The 25,793-nt window shown below is 72.6% G+C and carries 22 protein-coding genes, 2 tRNA genes and 1 pseudogene; 9 read left to right on the top strand and 16 right to left on the bottom strand.

Going from position 1 to position 25,793, the window contains the following annotated elements; all coding sequences use genetic code 11:
- The first annotated feature begins 733 nt into the window (after nt 1–733).
- The 3 genes from ACO0M4_RS02000 (at nt 734) to ACO0M4_RS01990 (ending at nt 3,599) form a co-directional block, all read left to right on the top strand.
- Nucleotides 734–1,498: an ABC transporter ATP-binding protein gene (locus ACO0M4_RS02000; RefSeq protein ID WP_430371188.1), complete on the top strand. Its 765-nt coding sequence runs from the start codon at nt 734–736 to the stop codon at nt 1,496–1,498.
- Nucleotides 1,495–2,367: an ABC transporter permease gene (locus tag ACO0M4_RS01995; protein ID WP_430367773.1), complete on the top strand. Its 873-nt coding sequence runs from the start codon at nt 1,495–1,497 to the stop codon at nt 2,365–2,367. The genes ACO0M4_RS02000 and ACO0M4_RS01995 overlap by 4 nt, the downstream gene beginning before the upstream one ends.
- A gap of 89 nt (nt 2,368–2,456) precedes the next feature.
- Complete coding sequence (locus ACO0M4_RS01990; protein WP_430367772.1) at nt 2,457–3,599, top strand: ABC transporter substrate-binding protein; 1,143 nt, start codon at nt 2,457–2,459, stop codon at nt 3,597–3,599.
- 59 nt (nt 3,600–3,658) lie between these two features.
- Here ACO0M4_RS01990 and ACO0M4_RS01985 read toward each other — a convergent pair.
- From ACO0M4_RS01985 to ACO0M4_RS01970, 4 genes are all read right to left on the bottom strand, one after another.
- A tRNA-Met gene (locus ACO0M4_RS01985) sits at nt 3,659–3,732 on the bottom strand.
- A 134-nt stretch (nt 3,733–3,866) separates the two neighbouring features.
- On the bottom strand, nt 3,867–5,702 hold the full coding sequence (locus ACO0M4_RS01980; RefSeq protein WP_430367771.1) for a sel1 repeat family protein: 1,836 nt from the start codon (nt 5,700–5,702) through the stop codon (nt 3,867–3,869).
- Nucleotides 5,703–5,910: 208 nt separating this feature from the next.
- Nucleotides 5,911–5,984: transfer RNA gene (locus ACO0M4_RS01975), tRNA-Met, on the bottom strand.
- A gap of 108 nt (nt 5,985–6,092) precedes the next feature.
- Nucleotides 6,093–8,903 (bottom strand): UPF0182 family protein, encoded by a 2,811-nt coding sequence (locus ACO0M4_RS01970; RefSeq protein WP_430367770.1) that lies wholly within the window; start codon nt 8,901–8,903, stop codon nt 6,093–6,095.
- A 214-nt stretch (nt 8,904–9,117) separates the two neighbouring features.
- Here ACO0M4_RS01970 and ACO0M4_RS01965 point away from each other — a divergent pair, with 214 nt between their 5' ends.
- Complete coding sequence (locus ACO0M4_RS01965; protein WP_430367769.1) at nt 9,118–9,672, top strand: PPA1309 family protein; 555 nt, start codon at nt 9,118–9,120, stop codon at nt 9,670–9,672.
- A gap of 38 nt (nt 9,673–9,710) precedes the next feature.
- Here ACO0M4_RS01965 and ACO0M4_RS01960 read toward each other — a convergent pair whose 3' ends face one another.
- The 4 genes from ACO0M4_RS01960 to ACO0M4_RS01945 form a co-directional block, all read right to left on the bottom strand.
- Entirely contained in the window at nt 9,711–10,805 is a 1,095-nt protein-coding gene (locus tag ACO0M4_RS01960; protein ID WP_430367768.1) for a YlbL family protein, read from the bottom strand.
- A gap of 67 nt (nt 10,806–10,872) precedes the next feature.
- Complete coding sequence (locus ACO0M4_RS01955; protein WP_430367767.1) at nt 10,873–11,076, bottom strand: hypothetical protein; 204 nt, start codon at nt 11,074–11,076, stop codon at nt 10,873–10,875.
- A 167-nt stretch (nt 11,077–11,243) separates the two neighbouring features.
- Complete coding sequence (locus ACO0M4_RS01950) at nt 11,244–11,723, bottom strand: molybdenum cofactor biosynthesis protein MoaE (protein WP_430367766.1); 480 nt, start codon at nt 11,721–11,723, stop codon at nt 11,244–11,246.
- A gap of 152 nt (nt 11,724–11,875) precedes the next feature.
- The gene (locus tag ACO0M4_RS01945) at nt 11,876–13,024 is read right to left on the bottom strand and encodes an SDR family oxidoreductase (RefSeq protein WP_430367765.1); all 1,149 of its coding nucleotides are present in this window, start codon (nt 13,022–13,024) and stop codon (nt 11,876–11,878) included.
- A gap of 190 nt (nt 13,025–13,214) precedes the next feature.
- Between ACO0M4_RS01945 and ACO0M4_RS01940 the strand changes: the two genes are divergently transcribed.
- Nucleotides 13,215–14,711, top strand: a complete 1,497-nt coding sequence (locus ACO0M4_RS01940) for a zinc-dependent metalloprotease (protein WP_430367764.1) — start codon at nt 13,215–13,217, stop codon at nt 14,709–14,711.
- A complete protein-coding gene (locus tag ACO0M4_RS01935) occupies nt 14,708–15,250 on the top strand; it encodes an NUDIX hydrolase (protein WP_430367763.1) in 543 nt (180 codons plus the stop codon). Before ACO0M4_RS01940 ends, ACO0M4_RS01935 begins: the two co-directional genes overlap by 4 nt.
- 257 nt (nt 15,251–15,507) lie before the next feature.
- Here the strand turns inward: ACO0M4_RS01935 and ACO0M4_RS01930 are convergent.
- Nucleotides 15,508–16,704, bottom strand: a pseudogene (locus ACO0M4_RS01930) (TerD family protein); the annotation flags it as partial.
- 108 nt (nt 16,705–16,812) lie between these two features.
- Nucleotides 16,813–17,424, bottom strand: coding sequence for a M48 metallopeptidase family protein (locus ACO0M4_RS01925; RefSeq protein WP_430367762.1), 612 nt, complete (start codon nt 17,422–17,424; stop codon nt 16,813–16,815).
- 190 nt (nt 17,425–17,614) lie between these two features.
- On the opposite strand from ACO0M4_RS01925, the gene ACO0M4_RS01920 reads away from it, so the two are divergent.
- Both ACO0M4_RS01920 and ACO0M4_RS01915 read left to right on the top strand, forming a co-directional pair.
- A complete protein-coding gene (locus ACO0M4_RS01920) occupies nt 17,615–18,754 on the top strand; it encodes a TOMM precursor leader peptide-binding protein (RefSeq protein ID WP_430371186.1) in 1,140 nt (379 codons plus the stop codon).
- Nucleotides 18,755–18,788: 34 nt separating this feature from the next.
- Nucleotides 18,789–20,243: an ABC1 kinase family protein gene (locus ACO0M4_RS01915; RefSeq protein WP_430367761.1), complete on the top strand. Its 1,455-nt coding sequence runs from the start codon at nt 18,789–18,791 to the stop codon at nt 20,241–20,243.
- Nucleotides 20,244–20,246: 3 nt separating this feature from the next.
- Here ACO0M4_RS01915 and ACO0M4_RS01910 read toward each other — a convergent pair whose 3' ends face one another.
- The 5 genes from ACO0M4_RS01910 to ACO0M4_RS01890 all read right to left on the bottom strand — a co-directional run bounded on the left by ACO0M4_RS01910 (nt 20,247) and on the right by ACO0M4_RS01890 (nt 24,089).
- Nucleotides 20,247–20,447: a hypothetical protein gene (locus tag ACO0M4_RS01910; protein WP_430367760.1), complete on the bottom strand. Its 201-nt coding sequence runs from the start codon at nt 20,445–20,447 to the stop codon at nt 20,247–20,249.
- Between the two features lie 113 nt (nt 20,448–20,560).
- The gene (locus tag ACO0M4_RS01905) at nt 20,561–20,878 is read right to left on the bottom strand and encodes a hypothetical protein (RefSeq protein ID WP_430367759.1); all 318 of its coding nucleotides are present in this window, start codon (nt 20,876–20,878) and stop codon (nt 20,561–20,563) included.
- A complete protein-coding gene (locus ACO0M4_RS01900; RefSeq protein WP_430371184.1) occupies nt 20,875–21,225 on the bottom strand; it encodes a WhiB family transcriptional regulator in 351 nt (116 codons plus the stop codon). Before ACO0M4_RS01900 ends, ACO0M4_RS01905 begins: the two co-directional genes overlap by 4 nt.
- A gap of 120 nt (nt 21,226–21,345) precedes the next feature.
- Nucleotides 21,346–21,672 (bottom strand): hypothetical protein, encoded by a 327-nt coding sequence (locus ACO0M4_RS01895; RefSeq protein ID WP_430367758.1) that lies wholly within the window; start codon nt 21,670–21,672, stop codon nt 21,346–21,348.
- Nucleotides 21,673–21,815: 143 nt separating this feature from the next.
- Nucleotides 21,816–24,089, bottom strand: a complete 2,274-nt coding sequence (locus tag ACO0M4_RS01890; RefSeq protein ID WP_430367757.1) for an ATP-dependent DNA helicase UvrD2 — start codon at nt 24,087–24,089, stop codon at nt 21,816–21,818.
- Between the two features lie 243 nt (nt 24,090–24,332).
- Here ACO0M4_RS01890 and ACO0M4_RS01885 point away from each other — a divergent pair, with 243 nt between their 5' ends.
- Nucleotides 24,333–24,578: a mycoredoxin gene (locus tag ACO0M4_RS01885; RefSeq protein ID WP_039632983.1), complete on the top strand. Its 246-nt coding sequence runs from the start codon at nt 24,333–24,335 to the stop codon at nt 24,576–24,578.
- Nucleotides 24,579–24,785: 207 nt separating this feature from the next.
- Here the strand turns inward: ACO0M4_RS01885 and nudC are convergent, their stop codons facing one another.
- Complete coding sequence (gene nudC, locus ACO0M4_RS01880) at nt 24,786–25,721, bottom strand: NAD(+) diphosphatase (protein WP_430367756.1); 936 nt, start codon at nt 25,719–25,721, stop codon at nt 24,786–24,788.
- Between the last annotated feature and the right edge of the window lie 72 nt (nt 25,722–25,793).

The following is a 25,793-nucleotide window of genomic DNA, read 5'->3' as shown; positions in this document are numbered from 1 at the left end:
CATCCCACGGATCCCCCACGCCGTACGGCTCACCGGCACCCCAGGGACCTCCCGCTCCCCCGCCCCTCCGGCGGTGAACGGGCCTCCAGCACCACGCCGCATACACGGCGAGGCCGGTAGGCAACGCCCGTACGCACGGCAACGCGTGCACCACCCGAGGCTTCCCCCGCCCCCTCCCCCCTCTCCCCCTTCGGGGGAGGGGGCGGGGGTGGGTTCGGGGGTGGGGGGGTGCAGCAGCACGCCACACCAACCCCCACCCCGCAAGCCCCTTGCCCGCATCTGACGGTCCGTCATATCGTCGGCGCGCCACGCTTTTCGGCCATCGGGACCGACCGCGCCCCGGCCCTCCCGGGAACGCCCGGCCGGCGCCCCGGCGCACGTTGTCCCCCTCCGCAAGGAGCACCCCGTGGGAGAGCCGTACCCGTCCCCCGCCCCGACACCCCCGCCGACCACCCCCGACGAGTCGACCCCACCGCCCGGGCCGAGCGCGCCACCGGGACCGAGCCCCCTTCCCGAGCCCACCGCGTCGAGCGCCCCCCGAACACCCTCCGCACCACACACACCGCCCGAGCCACCCATACCACCCGTACCGCCCGCACCCTCCAGATCAGCCAGACCACCCACACCCCCATCCACCCCGCCCACCCCAGCAACCCGCACTGCATCCGCCCTCCCCACCACCACCAGCCCCACCACCCCAAACCCCCACCCCCCAGCCCTCCAAGCCCGGGCGCTGGCAAGGTCATTCGGGCGGGGCGACAGGGCGTTGGCCGCGCTCGGACCGGTGGACGTGGCGATCGCGCCCGGCGAGTTCGTCTGTGTCGTGGGGCCGTCCGGGTGCGGGAAATCGACCCTGCTGCGGATCGCCGCGGGGCTACTGCGGCCCAGCGCGGGCGAGTTGGAGCTCCGGACGAGCCCCGACCGCCCGGCCGCGATGATCTTCCAGGACTACGGCATCTACGACTGGAAGACCGTCCTGGCCAACGTCCGCTTCGGGCTCGACATCCAGCGCGTGCCCCGTAAGGAGGCCGACCGGCGGGCCCGGTCCTGGCTCGCCCGGATGGGGCTCGCCGACTTCGCGGCCGCCTACCCGGCCGCCCTCTCCGGCGGCATGCGCCAGCGCGTCGCCATCGCCCGCGCGCTCGCCGTCGAGCCCGGGATCCTGCTGATGGACGAGCCGTTCGCGGCCCTGGACGCCCAGTTGCGGACCATCCTCCAGGACGAGTTGCTCGCCCTCACCCAGACCACCCGCACCACCACCCTCTTCATCACCCACAGCCTCGAAGAGGCCCTGGTCCTGGGCGACCGGGTCCTGGTGATGTCCGCCCGACCCGGCCGGATCATCGCCGAACGCCGCCCGCCGTTCGCCCGCCCGCGCACCGGAGAGGTCCGCGCCGCTCCCGAATTCGCCGCTCTGAAGGCGGAGTTGTGGGAGCTGCTGCGCGGTGAGGTCACCGGCCGGGCCACCACCGACCCCGAGGGGGCCGTACCCGCATGACCACCGCCCTCGACAACGACAGACCCGGCCCCGACCGCCTCCTGGTCCGGCGCCCTGGCCCTCAAGAGCTCCAACCGGAACGCGCCCACCGCCGCCGGCGCACCCTCGAAGTCTCCCTGGCGGTCGCCGTCCCGCTGCTGCTGGTCCTCTTGTGGCAGTTGGCCGCCACGCGGTCCTGGATAGACGCCCGGGTCTATCCCGCGCCCTCCACGATCCTGGCCGACGGCTGGCACCGCGCCCTAGCCGGCGAGCTCTGGCCGGACGTCCGGGCGACGCTCCAGCGCGTCCTGGCCGGCTACGCCGCCGGGACCGTCAGCGGCTATCTGCTGGGCCTGCTGATGGGCTCCCTGTCGCTGGTGCGGGCCGCCCTGGAGCCGCTCCTGGATGCCCTCTACGTCGTCCCCAAGCTGGCCCTGCTGCCAATCTTCCTCAACATGTTCGGGCTCGGCGAGGGCCCGCAGATCGCCCTGGTGGCGGCCACCGTCTTCTTCTTCGTCTGGATCTCCACGATGGCGGCGGTGCTCGCCGTGCCGGCAGGCCACCGGGACGCCGGCCGGGTCTTCGGCGCCAGCCGCTGGCAGATGTTCCGGCACGTCCTGTTGCCCGCGTCACTGCCCGCCGTCCTCGTAGGCGCCCGGATCGCCGCGGGTGTCGCCGTCCTGGTGATCGTCGCCTCGGAACAGATCGCCGCGGCCGACGGGCTCGGCCACCTGATCTTCGATTCCCGGGCGCTGTTCCAGAACGACGTGATGTTCGTCGGCATCGTCTGCGTGGCGGTCCTCGGCGTGCTCTTCTCCGAACTGGTGCGGCTGGCCGGGCGGTTCCTCACCCCCTGGGCACCCCGCGACCGCGGCCGCGCGCAGAACTGAACCCGGTCCGCACACCGTCCCCGCACCCACCGCCCCAGGGCACCCCCAGGCCCCCGAACCCCCGGAACACCGGCCCGTACGGAGGTCCCATGCACACCCGCCCCCGCCCCCGCGTCACCGTCGCCGTCGCCGCCCTGACCGCCGCACTCGCCCTCAGTGCGGGCTGCGCCGCCGGTCCCGACCCCGCCGCCCCCGCCAAGCCACGCACCATCAAGGCCGTACGGGGCTGCGGCGCCCACTCCTGGACCGACCCCGCCGACCTCTCCCCCGGCCGCGCCCCGGCCCGCTGCGCCAAGGGGACCCCGGCCCCCGCCCCCCTCAGCAAGCACCGCACCCTCACCGTCGCCACCGGCACACTGAGCGCCGAGTACGTCGCCCCCCTACGGGTCGCCCTGGCCAAGGGCGAGTTCCGCAAGGAGGGCCTGGACGTCCGACTGAAGGTGCTGCCGACCCCGGACGCCCTGCCGCTGCTGGCCAAGGGCGACCTGGACGCCCTCTGGGCGGCGCCGGAAGCCGCCGTGGTCAACGGCGTCAACGGCGGCTTCGACATCCGTTGGGTGGCGGGCAACTTCTTCCCCGGCCCGAAGTCCCGGAGCGGCCTGTGGGTGCGGCTCAAGAACGGGCAGAACGCCCCGTCGGTCTCCCTCAAGGGCGCGACGCTGGGCACCATGATCGGCAAGGGCTCGGTGATCATGTACTCGATGGACCGGGCGTTCGCCGCCCACGGCGCCGGCCTGGACTCCGTCACCTTCCAGCAGCTCGGCTCGGCCGACGTCCTCACCGCCCTGACCGGCGGCGGCGTGGACTCCGCCTGGCTACTGGACCCGGTGTGGCGCCAGCTGGACGGCAACCCGCAGTACGCCTTCCTCGGCGGCCAGCCACAGGGCGAGCCGCTCGGTGGCGCCCTGTACGGCCCCAACCTCCTCCAGAAGGACCCGGACGCCGGCGTCGCCTTCCTCCGCGCCTACATCCGCACCGTCAACACCTACTTCACCGGCGACTACAAGGCGGACCGGGCATTCGTCACGGAACTGGCCGGGTTGCTGAAGGTCGATCCGAAGATCCTGGAGTCGGTGCCCCCGCTGCGGATGGACTGGGAAATCAGGAAGGGCACCACCGACCGGCTCCAGCGGTCCTACCGCGACGCCGGCGTCACCAAGGGAGCGCCGCTGCCGGAGAACAAGCTCGTGGACCGCGGCCTGTACGCGGAGGCGGTCGGGCACCGCCCGTAGCCGGTGGCCTGGATACGCCGAAGGCCCGGATCCTTGAGGATCCGGGCCTTCGACTTGAGTAGCGGGGACAGGATTTGAACCTGCGACCTCTGGGTTATGAGCCCAGCGAGCTACCGAGCTGCTCCACCCCGCGCCGTTGTGGGTTTACTGTAACCCACCCCCGACGACCAGCGCAAATTCCCTCCGCCCCGCCCGGGAACAGGGCTCAGGACCCGGTCCGGCCGACCGCGCCCTGGGCACCGGAGCCACCAGCCTCGCCCGCCGGCGTCAGGCGCTCAGCTCCTCCTGGAGTGCCGTCCGCAGCCGGGCCGCCCGCTCCGCCACCTCCGGCGGCCCGAGCTCCACGGCCCGCGCGCACCAGCGCTGGGCCTCCGCGAGCGCCCCACGACGGGCGGCGATCAGCGCCAGCCGCAGCGCCGCCCGGCCGTGCCCGCTCTCGGCTGCGCGCTGCCACCACAGGGCGGCCTCGGGGAGGCTGCCCTCGCGGGCCAGCAGCAGCCCGAGGTTGAAGGCGCCGTTACGGCTGCCGGCCTCGGCCGCCTCGCGGTACCAGGCCGCCGCCTCGACGGCGTCCCCGCGAGCCGCCGCGAACATGCCAACCCGGACCTGGGCACGGCGGTGGCCCTGCCGCGCGGCCCGCTCGTACCACTGCCGGCTCTCGTCGTCCCCGGACCGCTCGTCGTCTGCCTCCGCGGACCGGCGGTCGAGGAGGTCGGCGAGCCGGAAGGCCGCCTCGGCGCTGCCGCCGCCGGCCGCGCAGCGCAGGTTCCGCTCCGCGTCCCGGAGGTCGCCGTCGCGCAGCTGCGCTATGGCGACCTGGAGCGCCGCCTCGGTGTGCCCGGCGGCCGCCGCCCGCTGATACCAGGAGCGCGCCAGCCGTTCCTCGCCGCGCCCGGCGAACAGGATGCCGAGGTTGAACGCGGCGTCCACGCTGCCGGCTTCGGCCGCCTTGGAGAACCACGGCTCGGCCCCGGAGGCGTCGCCGCGCTGGAGCAGCAGGATGGCCAGCGCGTTGGCGGCCTCGCGGTGGCCCGCGTAGGCGGCGCGGCGGTACCACTGTTCGCCCTGGCCGGGTCGACCCTGCTCGGCGCAGAGCAGGCCGAGGTTGTAGGCGCCGTTGACGTCCCCGGCGTCCAGCGCGGCGCGGTACCAGCGCTCGGCGGTCTGGAGCTCACCACGGTCGGCATGGAGGGCGCCCAGCGCGTTGGCGGCGTTGCCGTCGCCGTCCTGGGCCGCCCGCCGCCACCACTCCGCGGCACTCTCCTCGTCCCCGGCGTCGCGCAGCAGGAAGCCCAGCGCGCAGGCGGCGCGAGCCTCACCGTCCTTGGCCGCGGAGAGGTACCAGCGGCCGGCCTCCTGGATGTCGCCGCGCTCCTCCAGCAGCGCGCCGAGTTGCAGCGCGGCCCGCCGGTGGCCGCGGGCGGCGGCCTGCCGGTACCACTGCTCGGCCTCGGCCTGCTGGGTCAACTCCCCGTAGGCGGGCACCGTCCGGCGGTCGGCGTCGCGGCCGTCCTCGATGACTCGGGCGAGCCGGTAGGCGGCCTCGCGGTGGCCGCGCTCGGCGGCGGCTCGGAACCAGCGCTCGGCGCCGATGTCCCCGCGGTGCTCCAGGAGGTCGGCGAGGGCGTACGCGCCCAGGTAGTGGCCGGACTCGGCGGACTGGCGCAGCCAGTACTCGGCGGCCGGTTCGTCACCGCGCTCGCGGTAGTGGCGCCCCAGGGCGTGCGCCGCGGCAGCGGATCCGGCGACGGCGGCGATCCGCCACCAGCCGGCGGCCTCGTCGGCGTAGCCCCGCTGGTGGAGGAGGACGCCGAGGTTGTTGGCCGCGGCCCGGTCTCCGGCGGCGGCCGTGGAGCGGAGGTACGGCTCGGCTCCGTCGAGGTCGGCGCGGCGCAGCAGCATCGCACCCAGTGCGCTCATGGCGGCGGTGTCGCCCGCCTCGGCGGCGCGGCGGTACCCGGACTCGGTCACCGCGTCGGACGCCTCGGCCGTGCCGTCGGCCTCCATCGCGTCCATCGCCATCTCGGATTCGCGCCCCTCATCGGGCGCCTGCACAAACCGGTCCGTCTCCAACAACCTTGCCTTGTCCCCCATAAGAACCATCGTCGCATCACCTGTAACCCGCGTACACCTGGTATACCGCAGCCGGTGAGGTCACTTCAGCGGTTTGTCGACTTCCCGACACGGCGACATCCCAAACTCAAGCACACGACTTTCCCCCATGGGTTGTCCGACCCGCCCCGGACGAGCTTTGACCCGAACGCATGACAAAGGCCCGGATTCTCAAGGAATCCGGGCCTTGGTCTTTCAGTAGCGGGGACAGGATTTGAACCTGCGACCTCTGGGTTATGAGCCCAGCGAGCTACCGAGCTGCTCCACCCCGCGCCGTTGTGACTTCAACCTATCACGTCACGGGGGCCACCATTGACACACAGGTCCCGGTGGCCGCCGGTGCGAACCGGCGGCCACCGGACCTCGGTCCGGGGCAGCTGCTCAACTGCCGGACTTGCCGCCCTTCTCGGACGCCTTGGCCGCCCGGTCCAGCGCGGCCTTCAGCTTCTTCTGGGCCTCGCCGTACGCGCCCCAGTCGCCGGCCACCCGCGCCTTCTCGCCGTCGTCGTACGCCTTCTCGGCGTCCGTCAGGGCCTGCTGCACGGTCTGGCCGGACGGCGGTTGCTGGCCGGTCTGGCCGCCGCCGGGCGGGGTCTCCGAGCCCGTGCTCGGCGCCTTCTTGCCGAAGACGACGTCGAGCGCGTCCTTGAGGCTGTTCTCCAGGACGGGCTTGCTGTCGCCATAGCTCACCAACACCTTCTTCAGGAGCGGGTAGTTGGTGTTGGCGCCGCGCAGGTAGACCGGTTCGACGTAGAGCAGCCCGCCGTCCAGGGGGACGGTCAGCAGGTTGCCGTACTCGATCTCCGAGTCGCCGAACTTCTTGAGGATGTTCAGCTCATTGGCGATCGTCGGGTCGGAGTTGAACTTCGACTGGGCCAGCTGTGGGCCCGGCACCGGTGTCTGCGCGGGCAGTTTCAACAGTCTGATCTTGCCGTAGTCGGAGCTCGTCGCATCGGCGTCGACCGCCATGAAGGCGCCCAGGTTGTCCTTCTTGTTGGGCGTGAAGGTCGTCGTCAGCGAGAACGCCTGTTCCTTCTGGTCGGGCATCTTCATGCTGAGGTAGTACGGCGGCACCGCGTTGCCCGACTTGGTGGTCGGGTCGCTGGGGATCTGCCAGCGCTCCGAACCGGTGTAGAAGGTGCCCGGGTCGGTGACGTGGTACGCGGTCAGCAGCTGGCGCTGCACCTTGAAGAGGTCCTGCGGGTACCGCAGGTGGGCCTGCAGATCCGGGCTGATGGCGCTCTTCTTCTCGACCGTGCCGGGGAACGCCTTCATCCAGGTCTTGAGGACCGGGTCCTTGGTGTCCCACTGGTAGAGCTTGACCGTGCCGTCGTACGCGTCGACCGTCGCCTTGACGGAGTTGCGGATGTAGTTGACCTGGTTCTGCTGGGCCACCACCGCCCGCTGGCCGTCGGTGAGCGAGTCGGCGGTGCTGTCCCCGAGGGTGGTGCGCGAGGCGTACGGGTAGCCGTTGCTGGTGGTGTACGCGTCGACGATCCACTGGATCCGGCCGTCGATCACCGCCGGGTAGGCGTCGCCGTCGATGGTCAGCCAGGGGGCGACGGACTCGACGCGCTCCTTGGGCGTGCGGTTGTACAGGATCCGCGATGTGTCGCCGATGGCGCCGGAGTACAGGATCTGCGGCTCCCCGAACGCCACCGCGTACGCGGCGCGGTTGATCGGGTTGGAGAGGCTGACCCCGCTCTTGCCCTGGTAGCGGTAGCTCTTCTCACCGCTGTCGTCGGAGTAGTCCAGCTCCTGCTGCGGCCCGCCCACGATGGAGTACTGGGTGGTCTTCTCGCCGTAGTAGACGCGCTGTTCGTGCGGCGGGAGCTGGCCCGTGGACGGCAGGTCCGACTCGGTGTACTGCGGGCCGCCGCCGTCGGCGGTCTCGGTCCCCTTGGCGGTGACCGCGCCGTAGCCGTGGGTGTACTTGAAGTGGTCGTTGATCCAGTTGCGCTCGGGGATGCCGGCGATGTTCAGCTCGCGCAGGCCGATGACGGTGTCCTGCTCCTTGCCGTCCTTGTCCTTGTACCGGTCGACGTCCAGGGTGGACGGGAACTGGTAGTAGGACCGCACCTGCTGCTGTTGCTGGAAGGCCGGCGAGACCACGTTCGGGTCGAGCAGGCGCATGCTGGCGGTGGTGTCCGCCTCGTCCCGGAGCCGCTGGCTGTCCTCCTGGGTGGCCGGCTTGTTGGTGCCCTTGTAGGGCGTCTCCTTGGAGTCCTGGATGTCGTACGCGTCCCGGGTCGCCTTGATGTTCTGCTTGATGTACGGCGCTTCCTTGGCCTGCTCGTTCGGCTGGACCTGGAACTTCTGGACGATCGCCGGGTATAGCCCGCCGATCAGGACGGCGGAGAGCACCATCAGGCCAAACCCGATCACCGGCAGTTGCCAGGTGCGCCGCCAGAGGGTGGCGAAGAACAGGACCGCACAGATCGCCGCGATGAAGAACAGGATGGTCTTCGCCGGCAGATAGGCGTTGGCGTCGACGTAGCGCAGGCCGGTCCAGTTGTCGGCCGACTTCAGGCCGCTGGACTTCACCGCCAGGCCGTACCGGTCGAGCCAGTAGGCGATCGCCTTCAGGGAGACGAAGATGCCCAGCAGCACCGAGAGATGGCCGGTGGCGGCGGCGGTCGCACGCGAACCGGGGCTGGTCAGCCGCAGCCCGCCGTAGAGGTAGTGGGTGAGCGCGGCGGCCACCAAGGACAGCACCGCACAGGCGAAGCCGAAGCTCAACAGGAAGCGGTACCAGGGCAGATCGAAGGCGTAGAACGAGACGTCCTTGTGGAACTGCGGGTCCGTCGTGCCGAACGGGACGCCGTTGACCCACTGGAGCCACGTGCGCCACTCACCGGAGGCGGAGGCCCCGGCGATCAGCCCGATCACCGCGGTGACCGCGACCAGCGCCCACTTCTTGAACGGGGCGACGCCCATGCGGTAGCGGTCCAGGCTCTGCTGCTCCATGGACATCGCGCTGAGCGGCGGCCGCAGCCGGTGTGCCAGCCAGATGTTGACGCCGACGGCGACCGCCATCACGACGCCGAAGGCGAAGAACAGACCGATCTTGGTCCACAGGGTGGTGGTGAAGACCGAGGAGAAGTGGACCGACCGGTACCAGAGCCAGTCGGTCCAGAATCCCGAGAACATCACGAAGAGCATGGCCAATACGGCCAGTACGCCCAACGTCATGAGCAGGGTCCGCAGCCGTCGCGACGGTCGGCCGACTCTGATCCGTGGCCCGGTGGGGCCTCCGCCGCGGTCCGGCATCTGGAAAGCCAAGGTGCGCACCTCGAAGTTCGCTGTCGTGTGGGGCAGGCCCGGCGATAGTAGGACCCAGTGATGCAACTTACGACGGCTTTACTCGGTTCCCGATTTCCGGGGTTCACAAGGCACGATGTTGGGCATGACCAACCTCCCCGTTGACGGCACCCCCCTGGCCGCCGACCCGCTGACCCGCGCGGTACTCGAAATCGACGAGTACACCGCCGGGCTCGGCTGGGATCAGCCCGCCCGTTTGTTCGCCCTCGTCGACACCGCCAAGCTCCGTACGCAGGAGCCCTCGCTCGCCGCCCAACTGGGCATCGACGAGTCCGCCGACGCCTCCCTGACCCCCATCGAGCAGGACGAGATCCCGGCCGGCACGCCGCTGGACGAGTTCCTCGCCACCATCGCCTGGCCGGACGCCGTCGTCGGCTGTGCCTTGACCGTGGAGCGCCTGATGCTCCCGCCGTCCGCCGAGAAGGCCGAGCCGGCGGGCATGACCGAGAAGCAACTCGCCAAGTGGGTCGCCGAGCACCCCGAGCGCCAGGAGGTGCGGATGACGGTGGCCGTCCTCCGGGACGGCGCCCGCGAATCGGCGCTGCGGCTGCGCGAGAAGGACTCCACCTCCGAGGTGCTGACCGGCAAGGCACTGGTCCCCGGCCTCGCGGACGCACTGGCCGCGACCTTCGAGGAATAGCCGCACGGCGGGCCGGACGGCCCGCCGGTCAACCCCCGCTACCGGCCTGCTGGGCTACAGCTCGGCAGGCCGGCGGTGTCGTTCTTGCGGATCTTCTCCAGCGCCTGCACCGCGTCTCCTATGGTGCCGACCTTGACCAGGCGGAGCCCGCTGGGGGTGTCCTTCGCGGCGGCCGAGCAGTTCTCCTTGGGCGTCAGGAAGAACTCCGCGCCCTTGTCCCGCGCACCGATCGTCTTCATCGAGATGCCGCCGATCGGACCGACCTTGCCCTGGTCGTCGATGGTGCCCGTGCCGGCGACGAACTTGCCGCCGGTCAGATTCCCACCGGGGGTGAGCTTGTCGACGATGCCGAGCGCGAACATCAGGCCGGCGCTCGGGCCACCGACGTCAGCGAGCTTCACGTCGATGGGGAACGGGAAGATGTGGTCCACCTGGGCCTGGATGCCCACCACCGCACGGCCGCTGTCCGCCGCGGTGGTGATCGTGATCTGCTTGCCGGGGCCCTCGGGCCGCTTGCCCTGCTTCTCCGCCGCGGCCGCCTCCTTGGCGGGGATGACGGTGAAGACCACCTTCTCGCCCGGCTTGTGCTGGGTGACGAACTTGGCGACGTCGCCGGTCTGCTGGACGTTCTTGCCGTCCACCGCCTTGATCACGTCGCCGGCGTGCAGCAGCCCGTCGGCCGGCTTGTCCTTGACGACGGCGCCCACGACGGTCTGACTGGCGACCGGGATGTGCAGCTGCTGGAGCGCGGCTACCTTGGCGCTCTCCTGGGACTGGGTGAACTCCTCGGCGTTCTGCTGATCGGCCTGCTCGGCCGTCTGGCCCTCCGGGTAGAGCGTCTTGTGCGGCACCACCGCACTGCTCGGGTCCAGCCAGCCGTAGACCGCCTCGAAGAGGTTCATGTTGTAGTCCGGCCCGGTGACCCGGACCGTGGTCATGTTGAGGTTGCCGGTCGTCGGATACGTCTTCCGGCCGGTGATCTGGAGCACCGGCTCACCGTTGTGATCACCGAGGGTGTTGACCGTCGGCCCCGGCGACATCTCGGAATACGGAACGGGAATCAGCACCCCGGCACAGAGCAGCGCGATCAGCATCAGGGTCGAGGCGAGCAGCGTCGCGGTGCGGCGTGGCATGGAACGACAGTACGGGACGGGTATGACAACCGGCCCGCGGGGCCGTCCGGACGGGGCACCGGAGGCGTCAGGCCGGTTCCGAGGCGTGCTCGGGGGCGGTCGTGGCGGAGGCGGGGGCGGCGTGCTCCTTCTCCATCGCGGCGCGGAACCGGGCGTAGCCCGCCAGCTCGGCGATGTCCCCGGTCCGGCGGTTGCGCATGGCCCAGCTGCTCCAGAGTGCAGCGATCAGCCCGGCCAGCACCGGAATCAGCAGCCAGAGCAGCGCTCCCATGGCAACCTCCCTACCCCTTGCGCGCCCGCGATCGACAAATAAGCAGATTAACCATCTGCCAGGTCAACGCTGGTGCCGGGGAGCCGGTTACGCAACCGGAACCCGGGATTCCGGTTCGGCTTCGGAAGGCCCGCCCGTCGCCCGACCTCCACCCCCAGAAGACGGCGCTACGCGCCGACCCATTCCTCTGTCCCGTCCGAGAACGTCTGGTGCTTCCAGATGGGGACCTCGTGCTTGAGGTCGTCGATCAGCTTGCGGCAGGCGGCGAACGCCTCGGCGCGGTGGGGGCAGGAGACCGCGACGACCACGGCCAGATCGCCGATGGCCAGATCGCCCACCCGGTGGACGGCGGCCAGCGCGCGGACCGGATAGTCGGCGACGACCTTCTCGGCCACCCGGCGCAGCTCCTCCCCGGCGGTCGGGTGCGCGGAGTAGCCCAGTCCGTCGACGTCCGAGCCGCCGTCGTGCGAGCGGACGGTGCCGACGAAGAGTGCGGTGCCGCCCGCCGCCTGGTCCCCGACGGCCGCGAAGACCTCGTCCACGGACAGCGCGCCGGCGCGGATCTCCAGGAGCCGGATGGGGTCTGCGGCGCCCTGCTCACCAGGGTGGTCGCGGCCGGTGGACGGGCGGGTGTGCGTACCAGACATGGTCCCATCGTGCCGTACCGGGTGCGCCCCGGGGAATGGCCGTTTCCACTGGGCGGCCGGGGCCCCGTATGGAGGCTCGTACAGTCCACGGCCCTGGTGCGCCGACCCCACCCGGCCTACGGGACGGTCTGCGGGCGGCGGCCCCGGTGGCGTCAGATGCGGCGGCGGGCCTTGCGGGCGCGGCGGACCAGGGCCGCGGTACCCAGGAGGGCGACGGTGGCACCGGCCGCGCCGGCGGCGGTGGCGTCCTTGCGGCCGAGCCGGCGGCCGGCGACCGTGTGCCGTCCGGCGACCTCCTCCAGCAGCTCGGCGAGGACCTCCTCGTTGGTCCACCGGGGCCGCCAGCCCGCGTCGTGCAGTCGACTGCCGCTGACCACCCAGGGGTGCATGGTGTAGGCGAGGTCCCCGGCGGGCGACGGCGTCAGGCCGATCCGGTGCAGCCGGGCGGCGGCGCCCAGCGCCACTGAGGACGGCAGCTCCATGCGCCGGATACCGGAGAGCTCCTCGACCTCCTCCTGTTCCAGCCAGCCGTCGCAGCCCACCGCCAGCTCGCCCTCGACCTTCTCCAGGGCGGCGTGCTCCAGGGCGCTGACCAGGTCCTCCACGTGGCAGAACTGCCAGGCCGGGCGGGACCCGGCGACGACCAGGAGGCGCGGCGACTCGAAGTAGCGGGTCAGCGCGGTGTCGGTGCCGCCGACCAGGATGGCGGGGCGCAGCACGGTGACGTTGAGGCCCGGGTGGGCGCGCGGGGCGCGGCGCGCCAGGTGCTCGATCTCCAGGAGGTCGCCGACCCCGGTGGCGTCCGCCGTGGCGCGCAGTTCGGCGTCCTCGGCGAGCGGGACGTCGTTGTCGGGCAGCGCCCCGTAGACCATCGCGGAGGTGCACAGCACCACCCGGTGGACGCCGGCGGCCGCGGCGGCGGTCAGCACCGTCTGGGTGCCGCGCACGTTGTAGGCGGTGCGGGCCGTGGCGTCGGTCTCCAGGTCGAGATCGAGGGCGAGATGGACGACGACGTCCGTTCCGCGAAGTTTGTCGGCGATGGCGGGGTCGCGGACGTCCAGCACGTGCCACTGCGCCTCGGGGACGTCGCCGGGCCGTTCGTCGATGGCCACCACCTGCTTGACCTCGTCGGAGGCGACCAGGGCACGGGTGAGCAGCGCGCCGACCCCGGAGGCGGCTCCGGTGACGGCGACGACGGGGCGGCGCAGCGGCCGGTCGGCGTCGACCGGGGTGCGGTCTGCCTGTTCGGCTGTGGCGGCAGCGTTTCGCGCTGCGCGAACGGTCGGATCTGGGGAACTCACCGGGCGTCTCCAGCGGTTGTCTTCAGTACGGGCGCGTCGGACGCGTCCGTACCAGGTGGCATCCATCCTGCCGCAGCCACCGGGACAGCGAAGCACCGAGCCCCAGGGCGGGGCGAGTGTCTACGCTGGAGGTGATGTCGGGCAGCCGCCGTCGGCGTAGGGCCGGCGGCCCTACGAGCCGAGGAAACCCGTGAGTGACACCCCATTTGGATTCGGCCTTCCGCCGGAGGAGCCGGAGGACGGCGACAACGGCAAGCAGAAGGGCGGCCAGGGAGGTAGCCAGGGCCCCGCGAACCCCTTCGGGTTCGGCGGCGGGAGCGGCGACGCGGACAATCCGTTCGCGGCGCTCTTCGGCGGCATGGGGGGACCCGGCGGCCAGATGAACCCTGGTGACCTCGGCGCCGCCTTCCAGCGACTCGGCCAGATGCTCTCCTACGAGGGCGGCCCGGTGAACTGGGAGATGGCCAAGGACATTGCGCGGCAGACCGTCGCGCAGGGCGCCGAGGACGGCAGCAAGGACGCCAGCGTCTCCCCCGGTGAGCGGAGCGCGGTCCAGGACGCCGTGCGGCTCGCGGACCTGTGGCTGGACGGGGTGACGTCGCTCCCGTCGGGCGCCAGCACCGTGGTGGCCTGGAGCCGCGCCGAGTGGGTCGAGGAGACCCTGCCGGTATGGAAGGACCTGGTCGACCCGCTCGCCGAGCGGGTCGGGGCGGCGATGGGTGATGTGCTGCCCGAGGAGATGCAGGCCATGGCGGGCCCGCTGCTCGGGATGATGCGCTCCATGGGCGGCGCGATGTTCGGCACCCAGATCGGGCAGGCGCTGGGCGTGCTGGCCTCCGAGGTCGTCGGTTCGACCGACGTCGGACTGCCGCTGGGCCCGGCCGGGAAGGCCGCGCTGCTGCCGGCGAACGTCAAGGCGTTCGGCGACGGACTGGGCGTCCCGGAGGAGGAGGTGCGGCTCTATCTGGCCCTGCGCGAGGCCGCCCACCAGCGGCTCTTCGCCCATGTGCCGTGGCTGCGCTCGCATCTGTTCGGTGCCGTCGAGGGCTACGCCCGTGGCATCAAGGTCGATACCTCCAAGCTGGAGGACGTGGTCGGCCAGATCGACCCGCAGCACCCCGAGGAGCTACAGAACGCCCTGCAAGGGGGCATGTTCCAGCCCGAGGACACACCGGAGCAGAAGGCCGCGCTGGCCCGTCTGGAGACCGCGCTGGCGCTCGTCGAGGGCTGGGTGGACGCGGTGGTGCACGCCGCCGCCAAACCGCATCTGCCGTCCGCCGACAAGCTCCGCGAGACGCTGCGGCGACGCCGGGCCACCGGCGGCCCGGCCGAGCAGACGTTCTCCACGCTGATCGGTCTCCAACTGCGTCCGCGGCGCCTGCGGGACGCCTCGCGGCTGTGGGCCTCCCTGACGGACGCGCGGGGCCTGGACGGCCGTGACGGCCTGTGGGAACACCCGGACATGCTGCCGACGGCGGCCGACCTGGACGACCCGGACGGCTTCGTGCACCACGAGCACGCGGACTTCTCCGAGCTCGACAAGATGCTGGGCGAGGCGGCGAGCGGCAGCGGCCCGGACCTGACCAAGCGGGCCAAGGACGGCGCCGCCGAGGACTCCGGGGACGGCCCGGCCGAGGGCGACCCGCGCGGCCCCGAGGACGAGGGCAAGGGCGACGACACCAAGTGAGTCTGCATGCGGAAGCGGCGCGGGTGCTCAAGGAATGGCCCGCGCCGTCGGCTGATCAGGAGCGGTTGCGGCTGGCCTATCTGGACCACCTCGTGGCCCATCAGGACGGCATGTGGAAGCCGTGCAAGGACGGGCACATCACGGCCAGTGCGCTGGTGATCGACCCGGCCGGCGGGCGGGTGCTGCTCACCCTGCACCGCAAGCTGGAGATGTGGCTCCAGATGGGTGGCCACTGCGAGCCCGAGGACGCCTCGTTGGCCGATGCGGCGCTGCGCGAGGCGCGTGAGGAGTCCGGGATCGCGCACGGGCTGACGCTGCTGGGCTCCGCGCCGGTGCGGCTGGACCGGCACCAGACGCCCTGCGCGGTGCATCTGGACGTGCAGTACGCCGCGCTGGCGCCCGCGAACGCGGTGGCGGCGATCAGTGACGAGTCGCTGGACCTGCGGTGGTTCCGCTACGACGAGGTGCCCGCGGTCGCCGACGCGTCGGTGGTGCGCCTGGTGGCGGACACCCGCGCGCTGCTGTCCACGAATTCCTGACGCATCATCACGCCCGGCGCCCGTCCCTCCTCGGGGCGGGCGCCGGACGCATGTGTACAGCGGGGTGACGCGGCGGTCGGCCGCGGCCGCACCCGTCAGCGGCCTCGGTGCGGGTCGCCCTGTGGTCCGCCGGGGGCTCCCGGGTCCTCGGGGCGGTGCCACGGGCCCGTACCGCCGTCCTCGGGGAGGGGCGCGCCCTGCCCCGGATACGGGGCGTACGGGGCTCCCGGGTGCTGCTGACCCGGCTGACCGTATGCGCCGGGCGGCGGGGGCGGCGCGGGCTGGCCTTGGGGCGCGCCGTATCCACCGGGCGGCGGGGGCTGTTGGCCGTACTGCGGCAGCGGCGGGGGCTGCTGACCGTAGGGGGGCGGCGGAGGCGGCTGCTGCCCGTACTGCGGAGGCGGCTGCTGCCCGTACTGCGGGGGCGGGGGCGGCTGCTGCCCGTATTGCGGGGGCGGGGGCGGTTGCTGGCCTGCCGGGTAGCCGCCGGGCGCCTGGCCGTACGGGGGCGGGGGCGGCGGAGGCGGTGGTCCCTGCGGGCCCAGGGACGGCGGCGGGGGCGGGGGCGGCGGCCCCTGCATTCCCGGGAGCGGGGGTGGCGGCGGGGGCGGCCCCTGGGCACCCGGGGGTGACACCGGGCCACCGGGCGGGAACATCGGCGCAATGACCGTCGGCGCACTGTGGATCTGCGCGGCGGCGGGCTGCGGGGGCTGCGCAACGGCCGGCAGCGGGGGCGGGGCCGACTGCGGGTGCGGCGCGGGCTCGCGCGGATCCGGGGCGAAGGGCACCGGCGGGGCCGGGACGGGCGCGGCGGAGGCGGGCGGCACCGAGGCCGCGGCGGGCCCGGGAGCCGGCGGCGGCAGCGTGAAATCGGGCACGCCCTGCGCGGTGGCCGGCGGAGCCGGTGCCTCCCCGGCGGCGTCCTCCTCCAGGACCTCGCCGCCGAAGTTCGTCAGCAGCGCCTCCAGCCCGCCGTCGAAACCCTGGCCGACCGCGGCGAACCGCCAGACGTCCTTGACGTAGAGGTCACCGAGCATCACGGCGCGCTCGGTGCTGAACTCGCCGCCGGTGAAGGGGTACCGGGCCACCTCCTGGCCGCCGGCCACGATGCGGAGGCACCCGGGGCCGATCTGCGCCATCTGCCCCTCGCCGTCGAGGGCGGCGGTGAAGGTCAGCTTCCGGATGGACGGCGGAAGGCGGTCGAGGGCGACGCGGAAGGACTCGGTGTCGCCGGCCTGCGGGCCGAGCAGTCGGACCGCTCCCTCGGGGGCCTCGGGCTGGTTGAAGAAGACGAAGTACCGGTCGTCGGAGAGCCGCTCGTCGGCGTCCAGACCGAAGCAGCTGATGTCGAAGGTCAAGCCGGGACCGGCGATCTGCACCCCGACATACAGGTCCCGTTCCGCCGTCAGATCGACCAGCCTGGCCTTGTGGCCTCGCTGGAATTCCCTGGCCATGGGCAACGCCCCTCCCCCGCTCTCGCCTTGAATCCCTACCCACGCCAGGCTAACGGCTGGCGCTGACGGTCCGCGGCGGCGGGGCGCGTCGGGGGACAGCCGGCGCGGTCAGCGGCGGCGGGCCGCGGGCAGATGCGGCAGCCGGTCGGCGGCCACCACGCCTTCGAGGTAGCCGCGGGCCCGCTCCGTGCGCGGATAGGGCTCCAGCAGCCGCCAGAACTCCGGTCCGTGGCCGGGGACGAGGAGGTGCGCCAGTTCGTGCAGCAGGACGTAGTCGATGACGTACTCCGGCATGCCCTGGAGGCGGTGCGACAGCCGGATGCTGCCCTCGGCGGGGGTGCACGATCCCCAGCGGGTGTTCTGGTTGGTGACCCAACGGACCGATGCCGGCCGGGCCCGTCCGTCGAGGTACTGCTCGGAGAGCCGCTCGGCGCGTTCGGCCAGGTCGCCGTCGCCGAGCATCCGCTTGCTCTCCTGGGCGGCGAGCTTGTCCAGCATGACCGACACCCAGCGCTGCTCCTCGGCCTGCGACATCCGGGCCGGGATCAGGACGATCGTGCGGTCGCCCTCGCGGTACGCGGAGACCGTCCGGCGCCGCCGGGCACTGCGGCGCACCTCGACCGGGCGGGCCGGCGGGCTCGGTTCGGCCCGCCGCGGGCCGTCGGCGGCACGGCGCAGGGGCGTCTCCCCGGAACCGCGCGGGGAAGGGTCGGCGGGCACGCGCCCGACGTTACCCGCTGGCACTGGGGGAAGTCCCGACCCACGGACAGTTCGCCACCTGAACGCCCCCGGCGTGCACCGCTTGTACGACTCTCGGCCGGTGCCTGTGGATAACTTCCGGGTCCGACGCCCGGCCGGCGCATGCTGGAGGCCGGACGAGACGGAACGGGGGGCGGATGACATGCATCCGATGCTCAAGCCCGCGCTGCGGCGCGGCTGGCGGGACCGGGAGACGGTGCGGTTCGGCGTGGCACCGGCCCATGCCCGGGTGGTCGGCCCGGTCGACCTCGCGACCGGCTGCTTCATCGAGCTGATCGACGGCACCCGCTCACTGCCGCAACTGGTCGACGCGGCCGCGACGCTGGACGTCGCGCCGGAGCGGGCACGCGGGGTGGTGGAGCGGCTCGGCGCGGCCGGCCTGTTGGAGGCAGCGGCGACGGACGGGCCGGCGGACGGCGCCGTGCAGGCGGACGGACCGGCCGTCGAGCGGCTGCGGGCGGATCTGGCCGCGCTGTCCGTGCGGCAGCACCCGGCAGCGGCGGGACCGCTCGCGCAGTTGGGGGCGCGCCGCTCGGTCCGGGTGAAGGTGAAGGGGGCAGGGCGGGTGGGCGCCCAGATCGCGGCGCTCCTGGCGGCCTCGGGGATCGGCCGGGTGGATGTGGTGGACGGCGGCACGGTCGCGCCGTGGGACGTGGTTCCGGGCGGGCCCACGGCCGGTCAGATCGGCGAACGGCGGGGCGAGGCCGCGCGCCGACTGGTCCGGGAGTCCTCCCCGTGGAGCCGCCGGCCCCGGTCCGGCGGCCCGGTCACCGAGGCCGGCGAACCCGGCATCTCCCTCCTGGTGCTCGCCCCGCGCGACGGCCTCGGTGCCTACGCCCCCGACCCGGTGCTCGCCGCTCCCCTGCTCACCGCCGGCATCCCGCACCTCTACGCGGGTGTGCTGGAGGGCACGGGAGTGGTGGGCCCACTGGTGGTGCCCGGCGTCTCGGCCTGTGCCGGCTGCGACGAACTCCGCCGTACGGACGCGGAGCCGGCCTGGCCGCGGCTGCTCGCACAGTGGCGTTCGGGGCGCGGTACGCCGGCGGTGCCGGCCTGCGACGCCGCACTGGCGACAGCGGTCGCGGGGCTTGCCGCAGCCCAGGCACTGACGTTCCTCGACGGCGAGCCGCCGCCGTGCACCGGGGCGCGGATGGAGCTCCCGCTGCCGTGTGCGAGCGTTCGGACGGTGCGGATCGCCCCGCATCCCGACTGCGGCTGCGGTGCCGCTGCGATACGGGACGCGGCGGACACCTCGGATCCTCGGCCGCGACACGCAACAATGGCGGGATAACCCCGGTAGGGGACGGTGTGAGTTGGAGGGGCGCATGTCTGATCTTCCCCGCAAGGCGGTCACCCGCACCGCCAAGCTGGCCGCGCTGCCACTGGGGTTCGCCGGCCGCGCCACCTGGGGCCTGGGCAAACGGCTCGGCGGCAGGTCCGCCGAGATCGTCGGTCGGGAGCTCCAACAGCGCACCGCGGAGCAGCTCTTCAAGGTGCTCGGCGAGCTGAAGGGCGGTGCGATGAAGTTCGGGCAGGCACTGTCCGTCTTCGAGTCGGCGCTGCCCGAGGAGGTCGCCGGTCCCTACCGCGCGGCCCTGACGAAGCTTCAGGAAGCGGCCCCGCCACTGCCGACCAGCACCGTGCACGCCGTGCTGACCGAGCGGCTCGGCGCGGACTGGCGGGAATTGTTCGAGGAGTTCGAGGACAAGCCGGCCGCCGCAGCGTCGATCGGGCAGGTGCACCGGGCGGTGTGGCACGACGGCCGCGAGGTGGCCGTCAAGGTGCAGTATCCGGGGGCGGGCCCGGCACTGCTGTCGGATCTGACGCAGCTCAGCCGGTTCGCGCGGCTGCTCGGGCCGCTGATCCCGGGCATGGACATCAAGCCACTCATCACCGAGCTGCGCGACCGGGTCTCGGAGGAGTTGGACTACGCCCTGGAGGCCGAGGCCCAGCGGGCGCACGCCGCGGAGTTCGCCGGCGACTCGGACGTGGTGGTGCCGGCCGTGGTGCACCAGAGCGACCAGGTGCTGGTGACGGAGTGGCTGGAGGGGGTGCCGCTGTCCGAGGTGATCGCCCACGGCACCGAGGAGGAGCGCGACCGCGCCGGGCAGTTGCTGGCGCACTTCCTCTTCTCCGGTCCGGCGCGTACGGGCCTGCTGCACGCCGACCCGCATCCGGGCAACTTCCGGCTGCTGCCCGGCCGGTCGCCGGACGGGCCGGTGGCCGAGTGGCGGCTGGGCGTGCTGGACTTCGGCACGGTCGACCGGCTGCCCGACGGGCTGCCGCCGACGATCGGCACCTCGCTGCGGATGGCGCTGGACGGCGAGGCGGACGCGGTCTACCGCATGCTGTGCGAGGAGGGCTTCGTCAAGGAGTCCATCGAGCTGGATCCGGACGCGATGCTGGATTACCTGCTGCCGATCATCGAGCCCGCACAGGTGGACGCGTTCACCTTCACTCGGGGCTGGATGCGGCGGCAGGCGGCCCGGATCGGCGATCCGCGCTCCCCCGCGCACCAGTTGGGCAAGCAGCTCAATCTGCCGCCCGCCTACCTCCTGATACACCGTGTGACGTTGAGCACCATCGGGGTGCTGTGTCAGCTGGGGGCCACGGTGCGGCTGCGCGACGAGCTGGAGGCGTGGATGCCGGGGTTCCTGCCCGCCGAAGCCGACGAGGCCACAGCAGAAGAGGACGCGGTAGAAGAGGGGGTAACCGACACGGCCGGGGAGGAGACGGGCACGGGGAGCTCCGCCGGCAGCCCGGCGGAGAGCCCGGCCTGACACTCACCACCAGCTGGAGTCCAGTCGGCCCTCGATGGCACGGATGTTGTCCCGGGCGCAGCGGTCGCAGAAGTACCGGCGCTCGCCGTTCTCGACCGAGCAGATCCACGTCGGCGGGGCGCCCTCGGCCACCGCGCCGCAGCGCGCGCACACCGTGGCGTCGGAGGCCAACTCCGCCTGTTGATGCGTCTTCTGGTCCACCATCCGACGATATCCCCACGGGAACTGCGAAACGGGACGCAACGCACCACGGGGCCCGTCCTGTGGGACGGACCCCGTGGTGACGATGGATCAGTGTGCGGTGCGGGGGTACCCGGTCACTGCATCACGGCCATGGCCAACGCCCGGCGGGCACGCAGCGACGCGCGCTCGGCGCGCCGCTGCATCCGCCGCGCGGCGGCGAGCCGATGTCCTCTGCGTTCGGACTCGGCTTCTGACAGGCGTTGTTCCACATGGGCCCTGGCCAGGGCTTCTGGCATGAGTTGCATGGCGAGGTTCCTGTTCTGACGCGACTCGATCGCGCCGAAGTTCGCGGGGGCGGTGGTCTCGGTGAAAGTCGGGTTCATCGTGGGGTCCTGCTTCTGGGGATCCCGTGTGACGGGACGGTCGATCGTTCCTGTGCGCGCGGTGTTCATGCCATGACCGGGTTCTTGCGCGGACGGCCCCGCGGACGCTTCCGCGGCACAACGACGCCCTGGACGAAGAGCTCACCGCCCCAGACACCCCACGGCTCGCGGCGGTCCTTGGCGCCGGCCAGGCAGGCCTCGCGCACCGGACAGGTCTGGCACAGCGTCTTGGCGTACTCGACGTCGGCCGGGGACTCCGCGAAGAAGACCTCGGGGTCGTAGGTACGGCAGGGGACGGCGGTGCCGAGGCGGTCGATCTCGTCGTCGAGCTCGGTGAGGGGCAGCAAGGGGTTCTCCTGGGGGTCAGGCGGAGGGATCAGGTCGGTGGCGGACGGGGTGTGCGTCTGGAGTTGCACTGTGGTGTGTTCCTCGTCTGTTCCGGCCCGGCTGGTGGCGGGCACATTGGGCAAAACAAAAGGACCGCGGATCCCGGTGTGGGTTCCGCGGCCCTGGAAGGTGCCGACCTGATTCGCCGATCAGGCTGGATCTCTCCAGGATTCGAGGCCGCGGTAGGCCCACATGTCATGCTGCGACTGGTACTTCCGGGATTCGGCACCGTTGGCCGGCGTCGCGAAGACGGAGGCATTCGCCGTTGCCTTCACTGCCGCTGCCGCGGGTGCCTCGGTCGGTCGCACGATGCGCTCGCTCACCGTCAGGACGGCGAGGGCGTCGGGACGCGCGACCTCGGTACCGGAAGGACGGCCGGAGCCGGACAGACCGGTGCCCAGGAGCGAGAAGCCGAGTGCGCAGGGGGCGACGACCGAGAGATCGGTCATTTTGTTGGTCTCCATGAAGCTGATCACTGGGCTCGCCTCCTCTCGGCGTCTAGGGGATCGGGAAAACCCGATCCGGGGTGTTCAAGTACAGCACGGAATCATCGGATCCCGGAAGTTCCGTTGTTTCCGCTGCTCCCGAAGGCTATGGGGATGCGCTCCGCGCACGCAAACTATTTTTCCGACGAGTTTTCCGCGGCGTCCCCGGACCCGTCCGCGACGTCCCCGCCGGGCTCCGCACCAGGCTCCTCACCGGCACAGATCGCGAGCACGTCGGTGCCGAAGCGGTCGAGCTTGCGGCGACCCACGCCGGGGATGACGGCCAACTCCTCGGCGGCCGCCGGGACGACCTCGGCGATGGCCATCAGGGTCTTGTCGGTGAAGACGCAGTAGGCCGGCTGGCGGGTCTGCGCGGCCTGCTCGGCGCGCCAGTCCCGCAGCCGCTCGTAGAGCGCCTCGTCGAGCTCCGAGGGGCAGCCCTCGCAGCGCATCAGCTTCATCTCGCCGGGGTCGGTCAGCGTGCGGTTGCAGACCCGGCAGCGGGCCGGGCTACGGTGCGTGTGGCGTGGTCGGCCGGGGGCCGCCGGGGCACTGCCGCCGCGCTCGACGCCGCCGGTGAGCAGGCCCGACGTGCGGCGGCGGGCCGCCCCGCCGGAGCCCGGCCGGAGGCCGTCGAGGAAACGGCTGGCGCTGCGCACGGGCCGTCCGCCGGGCGAGCGGGCCAGCGACCAGGACATCGCCAGGTGGCGCCGGGCGCGGGTGATGCCGACGTAGAGCAGCCGGCGCTCCTCCTCGACCTGCTCGTCGGTGCGGGCGTGGTGGATCGGCAGCATGCCCTCGGTGAGGCCGACCAGGAACACCGCGTCCCACTCCAGGCCCTTGGCGGCGTGCAGCGAGGCGAGGGTGACGCCCTCGACGGTGGGGGCGTGCTGGGCGGCGGCCCGCTCGTCCAGCTCGGCGACGAGGTCGGCGAGGGTGGCGGTGGGGCGGGCCCGGACGAAGTCCTCGGCGAGCCGGACCAGGGCGGCGAGCGACTCCCAACGGTCGCGCGCCGCGCCGGAGCCGGCCGGCGGCCGGTCGGTCCAGCCCATGTCGCTGAGCACCGCGCGCACCTCGGACGGCAGGCCGGCCGCGCCGGCGAGCAGGGTGTCGTTGCCGCCGAAGCGGGCCGCGCCGCGCAGTTTGACGCCGGCCTCGCGCACCTCGGGCCGCTCGAAGAACCGCTCGGCGCCGCGCAGCTGGTACGGCACGTCGACGTCGGCGAGGGCCTGCTCGTAGACCTCGGACTGGGCGTTGATGCGGAAGAGGACCGCGATCTCGCTGGCCGGGACGCCGGCGGCGATCAGGTCGCGGATCCGGCGGGCGGTGCCCTCGGCCTCGGCGGGCTCGTCGGCGTACTCGGTGAAGACCGGCTCGGTGTCCGGCTCGCGCTGCGAGACCAGCTCCAGGCGGTGCTCGGCGGCGCGGCCCCGGGCCCGGGAGAGCAGGCCGTTGGCGAGGTGGACGACCTGGGGGGTGGAGCGGTAGTCGCGGACGAGCTTGACGACCGTGGCGTGCGGATGGCGGCTGCGGAAGTCAAGGAGGTGGTCGGGGGTGGCGCCGGTGAAGCTGTAGATCGTCTGGCTGGCGTCGCCGACCACGCACAGGGTGTCGCGGTCACCCAGCCACAGCTCCAGCAGCCGCTGCTGGAGCGGGCTGACGTCCTGGTACTCGTCGACGACGAAGTGCTGGTACTGGGTCCGGACCTGCTCGGCGATGTCGTGCCGGTCCTGCAGCACGCCGACCGTGAGCAACAGCACGTCCTCGAAGTCGATGGTGCCGCGGTCCCGCTTGAGCTGCTCATACGTGGCGTATATCTGACCGATCTCGGCGGGGTCGCGGGGCGCCTCGCGGCCGGCCTTGGCGACCGCGGCCGGATAGTCGGCGGGCACCGTCTGGGTGACCTTGGACCACTCGACCTCGCCGGTGACGTCGCGCAGCTCGTTGCGGTCGAGGCGGAGGCGGCAGCGGGCGGCGGCCTCGGCGACCAGCGGGCCCTTGCGGTCCAGCAGCCTCGGCAGCTCGCCGCCGACCGCCCGGGGCCAGAAGAACTGGAGCTGGCGCAGGGCCGCGGAGTGGAACGTGCGGGCCTGGACGCCGGCCGCGCCGAGCTGCCGGAGCCGGCCGCGCATCTCGCCGGCGGCGCGGGCGGTAAAGGTGACCGCGAGCACACTGGCGGGCTGCAGGATCCCGGCCTGGACGCCGTAGGCGATGCGGTGGGTGATCGCGCGGGTCTTGCCGGTGCCGGCGCCGGCCAGGACGCACACCGGCCCGTGCAGGGCCGTGGCGACCTCGCGCTGCTCGGGGTCGAGCCCTTCGAGCACCGCATCGGCCCCGCTCGGCGGAATCGCGTGGGGAGAGCCGCCCGGAACCTGCGGGAAGAGAGTGGCGTCCGTTGCTGCTGTCACCCCGCCATGCTGCCAGGTCCGCCGGGGCACCCGGGAAAACCGTCCACACCGCAGGGGGCCGGTCGTACTGGTGGGCCCCGGCTGGGGACGGTGGCGGGGTGCCGGCGAGTGGCCGGGAACACGTCTGGGGTGGCCGGGAATGGTCCGGGCCCGGTGGACGTTGTTCAGGTCGGTGCCACGGCGTCGGAGCGACGCGCGTGGCACATGATCACGATCAAGACCGAGCTAAGGAGCGCGGGACGCATGGCGGGCACTGTGACGATGTACAGCACGACCTGGTGCGGTTACTGCCGTCGGCTGAAGGGCCAGATGGACCGCGAGGGCATTGCCTACACCGAGATCAACATCGAGCAGGACCCGGAGTCCGCGGCGTTCGTGGAGAAGGCCAACGGCGGCAACCAGACGGTGCCGACCGTGCTCTTCGCCGACGGCACGACGCTGACCAACCCGTCCCTGGCGCAGGTCAAGGAGAAGGTGGCCGCGGCCTGAGGGCCGGGCGCACCGCCGAAGCGGGGCCGTCGACCGGTCCGTGAGGGAGCCGGTCGACGGCCCGTGCTGTGCGCGGCCCGGGCCACGGTGTCGTCCGTGGTCCGGGCCTCAGTGCTGTCCGCGGCGCCGGCCTCAACGCATCCCCGCAGCGCCGGCCGCGGGGATATGCGGCCCGGGCCGAGGCGGTCACGGCCCGGGCCGTTGACATCACGGCTTGGGCAGCGGCTTGCCGTACCAGCGCTCGATGAGCCGCGCCGCGATGGAGATGCCGTAGGGCGGGAGGACCTCGCCGGAGGCGAAGGCGGCGCAGAGGTCGTCCCGGGAGAACCACCGGGCCTCCTCGATCTCCTCGCCGTCCACCTGGATCTCGGAGGAGGTGGCGCGGGCCATGAAGCCCAGCATCAGGCTGGAGGGGAAGGGCCAGGGCTGGCTGGCGACGTACTCCACGTCACCGACGACGACCCCGGCCTCCTCGTAGACCTCCCGGGCGACCGACTGCTCGATGGACTCGCCCGGCTCGACGAACCCGGCGAGGGTGGAGAAGCGTCCCTCGGGCCAGTGGACCTGGCGGCCGAGGAGGGCGCGGTCCTGGTCGTCGGTGACGAGCATGATCACGGCCGGGTCGGTGCGCGGGTAGTGCTCGGCACCGCAGGCCGGGCAGCGGCGGATGTGGCCGGCCGCCGCGATGACCGTCCGCTCGCCGCAGCGGGAGCAGAAGCGGTGCATCCGCTGCCAGTTCTCCAGGGCCACGGCGTGGACGAGGAGGCCGGCGTCCCGGGGGGAGAGCAGCAGGCCGGCCTCGCGGAGTCCGGCGGCGCGGGCGGACTGGTCCAGCCGGCCGGGCAGCGCGTCCTTCTGGAGGGCGAAGTAGCTGACGCCGTCCTCGTCGGTGCCGAGGTAGTAGCGGTGGGCCTCGGTCAGCGGCGCCTCGAAGGAAGGCGTCATGATCAGTTCGGTGCGGCCGTCGGGGGTGTCGTCGATCAGCGCCTGGCCCCCGGACACGACGAAGACGCGCGTCGTCGGGTGGCTCCAGGCCGCCGCCAGCCATGCCTCGTCCTGACGGTGGTGGGCGGAGCGGTCAATTCCGCTCGGCGCGCTGAAGGTGATCGGCCGGTCGGCCGTGCGGTCGGTCCAGATGGTCACTACTGTTTCCAACTCCCCCTGTGGCGTGGGTGATTGCTGCGTGCGGGCGCGGAGCGGTACGGCGGTGGACGC

Source organism: Streptomyces sp. RGM 3693 (assembly GCF_050471125.1).
Taxonomy (GTDB): Bacteria; Actinomycetota; Actinomycetes; order Streptomycetales; family Streptomycetaceae; genus Streptomyces.
This window is presented reverse-complemented; position numbering and strand designations above follow the sequence as displayed.